12 protein-coding genes and 2 rRNA genes are annotated in these 11561 nt (G+C 77.3%); 11 read left to right on the top strand and 3 right to left on the bottom strand.

The window, feature by feature from the left end; translation table 11 throughout:
- The 4 genes from ACI797_RS07775 to ACI797_RS07760 all read left to right on the top strand — a co-directional run.
- Positions 1-117: ribosomal RNA gene (locus ACI797_RS07775) — 23S ribosomal RNA — on the top strand; the annotation flags it as partial.
- A gap of 119 nt (positions 118-236) precedes the next feature.
- Positions 237-353: ribosomal RNA gene (rrf, locus tag ACI797_RS07770) — 5S ribosomal RNA — on the top strand.
- Positions 354-1252: 899 nt separating this feature from the next.
- The gene (locus tag ACI797_RS07765) at positions 1253-2071 is read left to right on the top strand and encodes a tetratricopeptide repeat protein (RefSeq protein ID WP_456858022.1); all 819 of its coding nucleotides are present in this window, start codon (positions 1253-1255) and stop codon (positions 2069-2071) included.
- Positions 2072-2172: 101 nt separating this feature from the next.
- Positions 2173-2535, top strand: a complete 363-nt coding sequence (locus ACI797_RS07760; RefSeq protein ID WP_456858021.1) for a single-stranded DNA-binding protein — start codon at positions 2173-2175, stop codon at positions 2533-2535.
- Between the two features lie 3 nt (positions 2536-2538).
- Here ACI797_RS07760 and ACI797_RS07755 read toward each other — a convergent pair whose 3' ends face one another.
- Positions 2539-3843, bottom strand: a complete 1305-nt coding sequence (locus tag ACI797_RS07755; protein ID WP_456858020.1) for a DUF1015 domain-containing protein — start codon at positions 3841-3843, stop codon at positions 2539-2541.
- Between the two features lie 108 nt (positions 3844-3951).
- On the opposite strand from ACI797_RS07755, the gene ACI797_RS07750 reads away from it, so the two are divergent.
- Complete coding sequence (locus ACI797_RS07750) at positions 3952-4347, top strand: tetratricopeptide repeat protein (RefSeq protein ID WP_456541982.1); 396 nt, start codon at positions 3952-3954, stop codon at positions 4345-4347.
- The gene (locus ACI797_RS07745; protein WP_456858019.1) at positions 4344-5465 is read left to right on the top strand and encodes an HAD-IIA family hydrolase; all 1122 of its coding nucleotides are present in this window, start codon (positions 4344-4346) and stop codon (positions 5463-5465) included. Before ACI797_RS07750 ends, ACI797_RS07745 begins: the two co-directional genes overlap by 4 nt.
- Before the next feature lie 5 nt (positions 5466-5470).
- Here ACI797_RS07745 and ACI797_RS07740 read toward each other — a convergent pair whose 3' ends face one another.
- On the bottom strand, positions 5471-5800 hold the full coding sequence (locus ACI797_RS07740) for an SCP2 sterol-binding domain-containing protein (RefSeq protein ID WP_456858027.1): 330 nt from the start codon (positions 5798-5800) through the stop codon (positions 5471-5473).
- Between the two features lie 117 nt (positions 5801-5917).
- On the opposite strand from ACI797_RS07740, the gene ACI797_RS07735 reads away from it, so the two are divergent.
- The 5 genes from ACI797_RS07735 to ACI797_RS07715 all read left to right on the top strand — a co-directional run bounded on the left by ACI797_RS07735 (position 5918) and on the right by ACI797_RS07715 (position 10566).
- Positions 5918-6091 carry a hypothetical protein gene (locus tag ACI797_RS07735; protein ID WP_456858018.1) on the top strand — a complete coding sequence of 58 codons (174 nt, stop codon included), beginning with the start codon at positions 5918-5920 and terminating at the stop codon, positions 6089-6091.
- Entirely contained in the window at positions 6091-6888 is a 798-nt protein-coding gene (locus ACI797_RS07730; protein ID WP_456858017.1) for a TlyA family RNA methyltransferase, read from the top strand. The genes ACI797_RS07735 and ACI797_RS07730 overlap by 1 nt, the downstream gene beginning before the upstream one ends.
- Complete coding sequence (locus ACI797_RS07725; RefSeq protein WP_456858016.1) at positions 6885-7949, top strand: NAD kinase; 1065 nt, start codon at positions 6885-6887, stop codon at positions 7947-7949. The genes ACI797_RS07730 and ACI797_RS07725 overlap by 4 nt, the downstream gene beginning before the upstream one ends.
- Positions 7924-9705, top strand: a complete 1782-nt coding sequence (gene recN / locus ACI797_RS07720; protein ID WP_456858014.1) for a DNA repair protein RecN — start codon at positions 7924-7926, stop codon at positions 9703-9705. Before ACI797_RS07725 ends, recN begins: the two co-directional genes overlap by 26 nt.
- A gap of 144 nt (positions 9706-9849) precedes the next feature.
- Entirely contained in the window at positions 9850-10566 is a 717-nt protein-coding gene (locus tag ACI797_RS07715) for a methylase (RefSeq protein WP_456541976.1), read from the top strand.
- A gap of 2 nt (positions 10567-10568) precedes the next feature.
- Here the strand turns inward: ACI797_RS07715 and ACI797_RS07710 are convergent, their stop codons facing one another.
- Positions 10569-11231, bottom strand: a complete 663-nt coding sequence (locus tag ACI797_RS07710) for a TetR/AcrR family transcriptional regulator (protein WP_456858013.1) — start codon at positions 11229-11231, stop codon at positions 10569-10571.
- Positions 11232-11561: the final 330 nt, after the last annotated feature.

Here is an 11561-nt window from a genome sequence, read left to right as displayed (position 1 = left end):
CTCTCACCCACTCGATGGGGTAAGGCCCCCGCCCAGACCAGCGGGTTGATAGGCCGGAAGTGGAAGCACCGCAAGGTGTGCAGCTGACCGGTACTAACAGGCCGAGGACTTGCCACACACACCCCCCACACCCGGAGGGTCGTGCTGCCGGCACCCCAAGCAAGAAATGATTCTCGCGTCCACTGTGCGGTTCTGAACCAACAACCGGCAATCCGGTTGGAACAGGTTCACAGCGTTACGGCGGCCATGGCGAGAGGGAAACGCCCGGTCTCATTCCGAACCCGGAAGCTAAGCCTCTCAGCGCCGATGGTACTGCCCCGGAGACGGGGTGGGAGAGTAGGACGCCGCCGGACATACCTTCCAGAACGGGGGTCGGAGCCATGTGCTCCGGCCCCCGTTCTCTTTGTGCTGTCCGGCTCCACGGGCTCGAGTCCGAGTAGGCCCCCGAAGCGTGAGGTACCCAGACGTCATGACAGCTCCGCGAGGCGGATCCGGCGGCTCCCCGTCCCGGCGGGGCGGCCAACCGCGCAGCGGCGGCGCCGCCGGCGGACCCCGTGGCGGGGCGGGCCGACAGCAGCGCGGCGGCTCCGCGCGCGGTGGTGGCGCCGGCGGCTCAGGTCGCGGGACCGGTGGCGCCGAGGGGCGCGGCGGGCGGAGCGAGCGGCCCCGGTGGAGCGGCGGCGAGCGGCCGCAGCGACCCGGCGGGGGCTACCGCGGGAGGCCGGACGGGGACGTCGGGGGCGACCGCCGGACCTCCGGTGCACCAGGTGAAGGCCGCGGCCCGGAGCGGGGCGGCGCGCCCCGCGGAGACGAGCGTCCGCAGCGCAGCCAGTGGCAGGACCGGCGCGCCGGCAGCGGCCGCTCGTCGTGGCAGGACCGCCGTCCCGACGGCGAGGGCTCGTCGTGGCGCGACCGACGTCCCGACGGCGAGCGGCCCGCGCGCGACCGGCGCCCCCCGGCCGGCGGGCGGGAAGGCGCGGCCTGGCAGGACCGGCGGGCAGGCGAGGACCGGCCCCGCCGCGCCGGCGGGCCGCGCGGAGAGCGGCCGGCCACCGGCGACCGCCCGCAGTGGGAGGGGCGGCGACCCGCCTCCCCCCGCGCGGACCGACCGGCGGGCGGACGGGGCCGGCAGGACTGGCGCGACCGGCGTCCCGGCGACGACCGCCGTCCCCCGCGACCCACCGACCAGCCTCCTCGTCCGGCCGGTCCCGAGCTGCCGGAGTGGGCCGACCCCAAGGAGCTCGACGGCTCGGTGCGCGCCGCGTTGCGGGGGCTCGACCCGCGCAACGCCGATCGGGTCGCCCGCCACCTCGTCGTGGCGGGGACGCTCGTCGACGAGGACCCCGAGCTCGCGCTCGAGCACGCGCGTGCGGCGCGCGACCGCGCCTCCCGGGTCGCTGCGGTGCGCGAGGCCGTGGGGGTCGCCGCCTACCACGCCGGTGACTTCGCCGAGGCCGCCCGCGAACTGCGGGCGTACCGGCGGATGAGCGGGGACGAGAGCTACCGCGCCGTCCTCGCCGACTGCGAGCGCGCCCTCGGCCGGCCCGAGGTGGCCCTGCGCCTGGTGGCCGAGGCTCTCGCCCGCACACCGGACGCCGAGGAACGGGTCGAGCTGCGCCTCGTGGAGGCCGGCGCCCGACTCGACCTCGGTGAGGCGGCCGCCGCCCGGCTGGTGCTGGAGGACGCGCTCGGCGGCCGTCCCGACCCGGCGTCGCTGACCGGTGCCGACCCGGGCCGCCTGCGGGTGGCCGCCGCCTACGCCGACCTGCTCGCCGACCAGGGCGAGGAGGCGCGTGCCGCGGCGTGGCGGGAGGCCGTGGCCGAGGCCGACCCCGACGACCTCGCCGGCCTGGGCGACGGCCCCGCGGTCGTGTTCTCCGAGGAGCCGCTCGTCGAGGAGCCGGTCGAGGCACCCGCGGCGGACGAGCCGTCGACGCCGCCTGCGGCTGCCGCCGGCGACGACCTCGACGAGGACGAGCTCGACCTGAGCGACGACATCGAGGCCGAGGTGGCCGAGCTGCTCGGCGAGGACCACCCGCTCGCACGGCCGGACCGCGACGCCGGGGACTGACCCACCGACAGGAACGGCGGCGGACGTCCACAACGCCACTCCGCGTCCACAGATCACCCCCGCGCCTGGGCCGCGGTCCCGTCGGTGGCCAGGCTCGGGGCATGAGCGTGGCTGTGATCGACCGGAACGACGTGCTGCTGCGGGGCCGGCTGTCCGCCCCCGCGGAGGTGCGCACCCTGCCCAGCGGGGACGCGCTGGTGACCTTCCGGCTGGTCGTCCGCCGGCCCGAACCCCGGGCCCGCGGGCGATCGGTCGACGTCCTGAACTGCGTGACCTACGACCGGGCACTGCAGCGCCGCGTGGCGCTGTGGCAGCCCGGCGACGTCGTCGAGGTGGAGGGCGCCCTGCAGCGCCGCTTCTGGCGCACCGGCGGCGGCACGAAGACCTCGGTCTGCGAGGTCAACTGCCGCAAGGGGCGCAAGGTCCCGCGGGCCACGGCGGCCGCCGACGTGCGGACCGCCTGAGGATCAACCGGCGTGCGGTCGCAGGACCAGCCCGGTGCGGGGCTTGGGGACGAACAGGGTCGACTTGCGCGGCATCCGCGCGCCCGCCCGGGCCACGGCGGCGACGTCCGCGGGCGAGGGCGCGCGGAGCAGGACGGCGGTGCCGTGGCGCTCACCGGCCGCTCGCAGCGCCTCCGGGACGTCGTGGGCCACCAGGACCGACGCGGGGTCGTCGGGCCGCCCCCACAGGCGCTCCAACAGGCCGTGGTGGGCCAGGACGACGTCGAGACCGCGCCACGCCGCGGGCGCCTCGGGCGGCACCGCCAGCCGGACGGGATCCGACGGGTCACGCAGCTCGACCAGCCGCTGCCCGTCGCTGAGCAGGAACCCCTCGGCAGCGGGGTCGGCGAGCCACCGGCGCGCCAGGGGCTCGGCGGACGGGCCGCCGGTCGGCAGCTCGCGGACGCGGAATCCGGCGGCCGCCTGCTCGACGGCCAGCCCCAGCGGCAGGTCGGGGACGACGCGGTGGATGGCCTCCACGCGCAGCCCACCCGGGCCCATCGGCGTGAGCAGCGCCAGGATCGCGTCGGCCCCACCACCGGCGGCACTCCGGGCGTGCGCCTGGGCCGCGGCGAACCGGTGGTGCCCGTCGGCGATGACGGCGTCCACCCCGGCGAACGCGGCCGTCAGGTCGGCCAGCACCGCCGGGTCGGACACCCGCCACAGCCGGTGGGACACGCCGTCGGAGTCGTCGAGCCGCAGGGCCGGCTCACCCTGCTGCGCCGCCTGCGTCAGCGCCGCGATGCCCGCGTCGGGGTCGTGGGCGAGCACGATCGGCTCGAGGTCGGTCCGGGTCGCGGCCAGCAGGGCACGCCGGCCCTCGACGGCCACCGGGTAGGTGTCCTCGTGCGGCAGGACCGCTCGCGAGCCGGGCGCCGGCAGGGCGACCGCGCCGAGCCAGCCCACGGTGGCCGGTGCGCCGCTCGCCGGCCGCATCTCGTAGCGCCAGAGCGCCGGCCGCTCGTCGCGCTCGAGCACGCCGGAGGCCTGCCACTCCCGCAGCGTCCGGGCCGACAGCTCCGCCGAGGGGTGCGAACCACCGGCGCCGGGGGTGCTGGGTTCGACGCGGGGGAGGATGAGGCGCACGATGTTGTGCGGGTCGGCCTCGGCCAGGCGCTCCCGGCCGCCGGGGGTGACCAGGTCGTAGGCTGGCGAGCTCACCCGGGCCAGGTGCCCGGGGTCTCGACGCCGGTAGGTGAGGGCCCGGAAGGGCCGCACCTCCAGCCCCGTCGCCGGCAGCGACGAGGACTGCACCGACGACGAGGACACGACGGTGATCGTAGGAGCGTCCCGCTCCGGCTCGCCGCCGCCACCGGTTCCCGCACGGGCACCGGCCGCGGCGCGCCGCGGAGGGAGGGCGACGCGGAAGGGGCAGCGGTGTCCGACGAAGGCTCCCCGGAAGGCGGCGTCTACGAGTGGTACCAGCGCGGCCTGCAGCTGCTCAACAACGGTGACCCGGCGGCCGCGGCCACCATCCTCGGCCGCGCCGCGGAGGCCGAGCCCGCGTCCCGCAGCGTGCTGGAGGCGCTCGCCCGGGCGCAGTACGACGCCGGTCGGTACGACGAGGCCATCGCCTCGTTCACCGAGCTGATCGCGGTCAACCCGACCGACGACTACGCGCACTTCGGGCTGGGCCTGGCCGCCAGCCGGGCCGGCCGGCTCCCGCTCGCCGCCGAGCACCTCGCCCTGGCCGTGGCCATGCGCCCCGACCTCGGGCACTACGCGCGGGCGCTGCGCGGCGTCCGCGCCCGCCGCGCCGGGGAGTCGGCGTGAGCGGCGGCGCGGTCCCGTCCCTGGCCCGCGGCTGCGAGCGGCCCCCGGCCACCGTCTTCGACGTCGCCCTGCTCGACCTCGACGGCGTGGTCTACGTCGGCCCCGACGCGGTCCCCGGCGTCCCCGACGCGCTCAAGGCGGCCCGCAGGGCGGGCATGCGGCTGGGCTTCGTCACCAACAACGCCGCCCGTCCACCGGCCGAGGTGGCCGTCCACCTCGCCGAGCTGGGGGTGCCGGCCGAGGCGGCCGATGTGATCACCAGTTCCCAGGCGGCGGCCAGCGTGGTCGCCGAGCGGTTCGGCGCCGGTGCGCGCGTCCTGCCCGTCGGCGGACCGGGCGTCGCGATCGCCCTGCGCGCCGCCGGGCTCACCGTGGTGGAGCGTGCCGAGGACGACCCGGAGGCGGTCGTCCAGGGCTACGGCCGCGAGGTCGGCTGGGGCCAGCTGGCCGAGGCCGTCGTCGCGATCCGCAACGGGGCGCGGCACGTGGCCACCAACACCGACGCCACCATCCCGTCCCCCCGCGGGCCGCTGCCGGGCAACGGCGCGATGGTCGGCGTGGTCCGCGGCGTGACCGGCCAGGAGCCGCTGGTGACCGGCAAGCCCGATCCGGCCATGCACGCCGAGTGCGTGCGCCGCACGGGGGCCGAGCGCCCGCTCGTCGTGGGCGACCGGCTCGACACCGACATCGAGGGCGCGCGCCGGGCCGACGCGGCCAGCCTGCTGGTCTTCACCGGCGTCACCGACCCGGCGGCGCTGCTCGCCGCCCGCCCCGACCACCGGCCCGACCTCCTGGCCTCCGACGTCGCGGGCCTGCTCGTCGCCCACCCGCCGGTGACCGCCGACGGCGCGGGGTGGCGGTGCGGCGGCTGGGCGGCGGCGCACGACGACGGTGGCACCCTCGTCCTCCGGCGGACCGCGCCGGGCGACGGCCCCGACGACGCCCACGACGCCCACGACGGCCCCGACGACGGCCACGACGACGGCTTCGACGGGCTGCGCGCCCTCTGCGTGGCCCACTGGGCCGCCACGCCGGACACCGCCGCGGCACCGCGGGTGTCCGCGGCCGACGAGGCGGCCCGCCGGGCGCTGGCCGGCTGGCGCCTGCCGCCGGCCTGACCGGGTCAGAGCAGCTTGCGCAGCCGGAGCAGGTCGCGGAACCCCGCCTCGAGCTTCACCCGGCCCGACGCCCACGCCGGGCCGAAGGACAGCCGGCCGTCGGTGAGCGCCACCAGGTCGTCGCTGCTCATGGTCAGCCGGATGTCGGCCTTGGGCACCGACGGACCGTCCGGGACGGTGTGCACGTCCTGCACCTCCCGGTCGCGGAGCCGGCCGAGGACGACCTGCTGCAGGTCGGTGAGCCGGCAGGACAGGCTGCGGTCCAGGTCGGCGGCGGCCGGGTTCGCCGCGAGCGGCCCGAGGATCGAGTCCAGCGCCTTCAGCGACTGCTCCATGGTGGCCACGCGGCGGTGCCCCTCCCTCGACGTCGTCCCCGGACGGCCCGGGTCCGGGCACGGTATCTCCCTGCTCGGCACCGGTGCCCGTCGTCCACGGCCGGTAACCTCGCTGGCATGACCGAGCCCACCGCGCCCGACGAGCGGGCGGAGCGCCCGACGCCGGAGCAGCGCAGCGGCGGGGACCGGTTCGCCGGGCTGGAGGAGCGCCCGGTGACCGAGCACGTCGACGTCTTCGAGGCCGAGCACGACCGGCTCAAGCGCGAGCTCGGCACGATCGACCAGCTCTGATGCCCCGCCGCAGCCGACTCGACGCCGAGCTCGTGCGCAGGGGCCTGGCCCGGTCCCGCGAGCACGCCGTCGCGCTCATCGCCGAGGGCCGCGTCGCCGTCGCCGGCCGGGCCGCCACGAAGGCCGCCACCGGCGTGGAGGCCGGTACCCCCGTCGTCGTCCGCACCGATCCCGACACCCCCACCTGGGTCTCCCGCGGCGCGCACAAGCTGCTCGGCGCCCTGGAGGCCTTCCCCGTCCCGGTCGAGGGCCGCCGGGCGCTCGACGCCGGTGCCTCCACCGGCGGGTTCACCGAGGTGCTGCTGCGCCGCGGCGCCGCCGAGGTCGTCGCCGTCGACGTCGGCTACGGCGAGCTGGCGTGGTCGCTGCGCACCGACGAGCGGGTGCACGTGCACGAGCGCACCAACGTCCGCACGCTCACGCCCGAGGCGATCGGCGGCCCGGTCGACCTCGTCGTCGCCGACCTGTCGTTCATCTCCCTGCGGCTCGTGCTGCCGGCGCTGACCGCCTGCGCCCGGCCCGACGCCGACCTGCTGCCCATGGTGAAACCCCAGTTCGAGGTGGGCCGCGAGCGGCTGGGCGCCGGCGGGGTGGTCCGCGACCCCGAGCACCGGATCGCCGCCGTCCTCGAGGTCGGCGCCGCCGCAGCCGGGCTGGGCTGGGGGACGGCGGGGGTGGTGGCCAGCCCGCTGCCCGGCCCGGCCGGGAACGTGGAGTTCTTCCTGTGGCTGCGCCGGGACGCCGGCCCGCCGGAGGAGGACGCCGTGCGACGCGCAGTGCAGGAGGGCCCGCAGTGACCGAACCCGGATGGAGCGCCCCGGCCCGCGGCCGGCACGTGCTGCTGGCCGTGCACACCGGCCGGCAGGACATCCTCGAACTGGCGCAGAGCTCGGCGGCGCGGCTGCAGAAGGCCGGCATCACCGTGCGGGTGCTGGAGGAGGAAGCGCCCGACCTGGCCATCGAGGGCGCCGAGGTCGTGCCCGCCGACGCCGAGGCGGCCCGCGGCGCCGAGATCGTCATGGTCTTCGGGGGCGACGGCACCTTCCTGCGGGCCGCCGAGCTCGCCCGCTACACCCACGCCGCGCTCATGGGCGTCAACCTGGGCCGGGTCGGCTTCCTCGCCGAGACCGAGCCCGAGGCGGTCGAGGAGACGCTGCTGGCCATCGAGCGCTGCGAGTACGCCGTGGAGAAGCGGCTGGCCCTCGAGGTCGACGTCTTCGACGGCGACGGCTCGACCGTGGGCGGCACGTGGGCGCTCAACGAGGTCTCGATCGAGAAGAGCCAGCGCTCCCGGGTGCTCGACGTCGTCATCTCCATCGACGGCCGGCCGCTCACCAGCTTCGGCTGCGACGGCATCCTCTGCGCCACCCCGACCGGCTCCACCGCCTACGCCTTCTCGGCCGGTGGCCCCGTGGTCTGGCCCGACGTCGAGGCGCTGCTGCTGGTGCCCAGCAACGCGCACGCCCTCTTCGCCCGGCCGCTGGTCACCTCGCCCGACTCGGTGCTCAGCGTCTCGGTCCCGGCCGACGGCAACACCGCCCGCATCTCCGCCGACGGCCGCCGGGCCATCGAGCTGCCCGAGGGCGGGCGGGTCGACGTCCGCCGCGCCGCCCGCCCGGTGCGCATCGCCCGGGTGCACGCGACGTCCTTCGGCGACCGGCTGGTGGCCAAGTTCGGCCTGCCGGTGCGCGGCTTCCGCGACGCCCGGCCGCGCCAGCACCACGAGGGCCCCGGCCACGAGCTGCCGGCCTCGCGCAACGTGCTGACCCGGGACGTCGTGGTGGCCCCGGGCGCCGACGGCGGCGGCCCACGGGCCGCGGGGGAGGTGAGCGGTGGCGGCACGCAGGACGACGACTGACCGCCGGAAGCCGGCAGCCGAGCCGATCGGCGCCCTCACCGAGCTGCACCTGCGCGGTCTGGGCTCCATCGACGAGGCCACCCTCGAGCTCGGGCCGGGCCTGACGGTCGTCACCGGCGAGACCGGCGCGGGCAAGACGATGGTGGTGACCGGGCTGACGCTGCTCTTCGGCGGCCGCGCCGACCCCGGCCGGGTCCGCGCCGGTGGCCGGGCCGGCGTCGAGGGCCGGCTGGTGCTCCCGCCGGACTCCCCGGTGTGGCAGCGGGCCGCCGAGGCCGGCGCCGAGCCCGACGACGACGGCAGCCTCATCCTGGCCCGCACCGTCAGCGCCGAGGGCCGCTCCCGCGCCCACCTGGGCGGCCGCAGCGTGCCGGTCGGCCTGGTCGCCGAGCTCTCCGAGGGCCTGCTCGCCGTCCACGGGCAGACCGACCAGCTGCGGCTGTCCCGCCCCGCCGAGCAGCGCCGGGCGCTCGACCGCTACGCCGGGGCCGCGCACCTCGAGCTGCTCGACCGCTACCGCGCGGCCTACGCCCGCTGGCGCGAGCTCGCCGCCGACCTCGACCGCCGCCGCACCCAGGCCCGCGAGCTCGCCCAGGCCGCCGACGTCCTCCGGCACGGCCTGGAGGAGATCGCCGCCGTCGCCCCCGAGCCGGGCGAGGACGAGGCGCTCGACACGCAGGCCAAGCGGCTCGGGGACGCCGACGCCCTGCGCGCCGCGGCCGACGAGGCCCGCCTGGCCCTCGTCGGCGACGTCACCGGCGACTTCGGCGGGGGAGAGGCCCCGCAGGACGCCACCGCCGCGCTGTCCATCGCCGAACGGGCGCTGGCCGCCTCCGACGACCCGACGCTCGTCCTGCTCGCCCAGGACCTCGCCGACGCCGTCGCGGTCGTCTCCGACGTGTCGGTGCAGCTGGCCGGCTACGTCGCCGACCTCGACGCCGACCCGGCCCGGCTGGCCGAGGTCCTCGACCGGCGGGCGGCGATCACCGCGCTGGTCCGCAAGTACGCCGACCCCGGGCAGGGCCTCGCCGGCGTCCTGGCCTGGGCCGAGGACGCGCGGCAGCGGCTGTCGGAGCTCGACGTCTCCGACGAGGCCCTCGACAAGCTCGCCGCCGAGCGCGACGCGGCCCGGGCCGAGGTCGACGAGCTCGGCCGGCAGGTCTCCGACGGGCGCCGCGCCGCGGCCGAGGGGTTCGCCGCCGAGGTCGGGCAGGAGCTGGCGGGCCTGGCGATGAAGAGCGCCCGCGTGTCCTTCTCCATCGAGACCGACGCCGACGCCCCCGGCCCCGAGGGGCTCGACGAGGTCGCGCTGCTGCTCGCGCCGCACCCGGGCGCGCCGCCCCGCCCGGTGCACAAGGGCGCCTCCGGCGGCGAGCTCTCCCGCGTCATGCTCGCGATCGAGGTCGTGTTCGCCGGCGCCGACCCGGTGCCGGTCATGGTGTTCGACGAGGTCGACGCCGGCGTCGGCGGCTCCGCGGCCGGCGAGATCGGGCGGCGGCTGGCCCGCCTGGCCGGCCGGCACCAGGTCGTCGTCGTCACCCACCTCGCGCAGGTCGCCGCCTTCGCCGACACCCACCTCGTGGTGGACAAGTCACCCGACACCGACGCCGGGGTGACCGCCACCGACATCCGCGCCGTCGAGGGGGAGGACCGGGTGCGCGAGCTCGCCCGCATGCTCTCCGGCCTGGCCGACAGCGACACCGGTCAGGCGCACGCCCGGGAGCTGCTGGCCGTCGCGGGCCAGGCGCGCGGGTGACCGGCACGACAACACCGCGCACCACCGGGTGACGCCCGGCTTAGTTCCGCTCCAGCCGGGGTAGGGGTCCTGCGTGCGCCTTCTCCACCGGCCCGACGTCGGGTCCCCGTCGGTCTCCCTGCCCGTGGCGCGGAGCGCCGTCCGGTGAGCTGCTTCTCCTCCGCCGACGAGTCCGCGCACTACGGCTTCTCCGTCTGCATGCTGCTCGACCAGTACCGCGAGCAGCTGCGCTGGGAGGAGGAGGGCGTCGTCGAGCTGGGCACCGGTGACGCCTCGGCCATCGCCGACGTGGTCCGCTCGCTGCCCGGGCTGCGGGTGCGCAGCTACGACGTCAGCGCGGAGTCGCTGGAGAAGGCGCGGCGCAACATCGCCGAGCGCGGGGTCGCCGACCGCTACACCGTCGAGCTCGGGGACTTCTTCGAGCGCGCCGACTCCGGCGGCGTGCCGCGGGTGAGCACGGTCATCGCCAACCCGCCCTACATCCCCGCCCCTGACGGCGACATCCTCATGCCCGAGCTGTGGGGCGGCGTCCACGGCAACGACCTCGTGCTGCAGCTGCTCAAGGCCGGCTACGAGAACCTGGTCGTCGCCGTCCCCAGCTACTCCGACCCCGTCGGCACCGTCACCACCGCCGGCGACCTCGGCTACCGGGTGGTCAACTTCCTCGCCATGGGCCTGGACTACGGCCCCTACAGCAGCGAGCCCAAGGTGCGCGAGCACATCCGGCGGATCTGCGCCGGCGGCCGCGGCTGGAGCGGCGAGTCCGAGTACATGGTGGCCGTCGCGCTGCTCACCCAGGACCCCGACATCCCCGGCGACCGGGCGACCCAGCTGCTGCGGGCCCTGCAGATCCCGGGGTAGCGCTACCGCCGCTTGGCGTAGCCCGCCAGGCCGAACTGCAGCAACGCGAGGCCGCGCTCGCCGCGCGCCCGCAGCTCCGCGGTGAGCTGCGGGCCGGACGCGCCGGCCAGCACCCGGTCGCGGGCGAGGTCCAGCAGCGCGGCGTAGAGCCCGAGGACGGCGTGCGCGGTCAGCCACGGCTCCAGCGCGCCGGGCGCGGCCCGCGTCTCCTCGGCGATCAGGTCGCCCAGCGCGGTGGTCAGCGAGTCGAGGATCTCCCGCTCGCGCACCTGCAGCGTCCGGCTGCCGCGGATGATCCGTGCCATCTCGGCCACGCCCGCGGCGGCCTCCGGCGAGCCAAGCACGCCCACCGCCGCGACGACGAAGCTCCCCGCCGCGGCCGCCACCGACTCACCGGCCGGCCGGGCGCGGACGGCGTCGAGCAGAGCGGCCCGCATCGGCGGATCGGCCTCGAAGACCAGCCCCTCCTTGACCGGGAAGTGGTTGAACACCGTCTTCTCGACCACCCCGGCGCGCTGGGCGATCTCCACCACGCTCACCGCGTCGAACCCGCGCTCGGCGAACAGCTCGGCCGCCGCGTCGACGATCCGGGCGCGGGTCTGCTGCCGCCGCCGCTCCCGGATGCCCGCCCCCCGCAGTCTCCGCCTACCGCGGGGGGCGGACACGCCCTCCGGCGCACCGGCCGGCTCCGGGGGACCCGCGTCGGCGCCGGGGGCAGGGGCCGACGACGCGGGACCACCGGCGGCGCCCGGATCGGCGCGCCGTGGCTCATCAGGGACCGCACGGACCACCGCCTCCGGAGGAGGCGGTCCCGCGTCGGCCCTCGGGCCGGGGACCGTCGCTGCACCGCTCACCGCTGACGTCCCACCAGTCACGCGGGCCACGCTAGACACAGATCGGTAACGGTCCCGCTCAGCCGCGGTCGTCGGCGTGTCGCGCGCACCCGGTGTCGCGCACGGTGCGTAACTGAGAGATCGCCAACGCGCGTCGGACGG

The sequence above is a fragment of the Geodermatophilus sp. SYSU D00691 genome (genome assembly GCF_054050275.1).
Note: the sequence above shows the minus strand (reverse complement) of the source record. Positions and strands in the feature narration are given on the sequence as shown.

Excerpts from the sequence above, each read along its gene's own strand:
- ACI797_RS07740 (WP_456858027.1), bottom strand. The coding sequence starts at position 5,800 with ATGGAGCAGTCGCTGAAGGCGCTGGACTCGATCCTCGGGCCGCTCGCG.
- ACI797_RS07735 (WP_456858018.1), top strand. The coding sequence starts at position 5,918 with ATGACCGAGCCCACCGCGCCCGACGAGCGGGCGGAGCGCCCGACGCCG.
- ACI797_RS07730 (WP_456858017.1), top strand. The coding sequence starts at position 6,091 with ATGCCCCGCCGCAGCCGACTCGACGCCGAGCTCGTGCGCAGGGGCCTG.
- ACI797_RS07760 (WP_456858021.1), top strand. The coding sequence starts at position 2,173 with ATGAGCGTGGCTGTGATCGACCGGAACGACGTGCTGCTGCGGGGCCGG.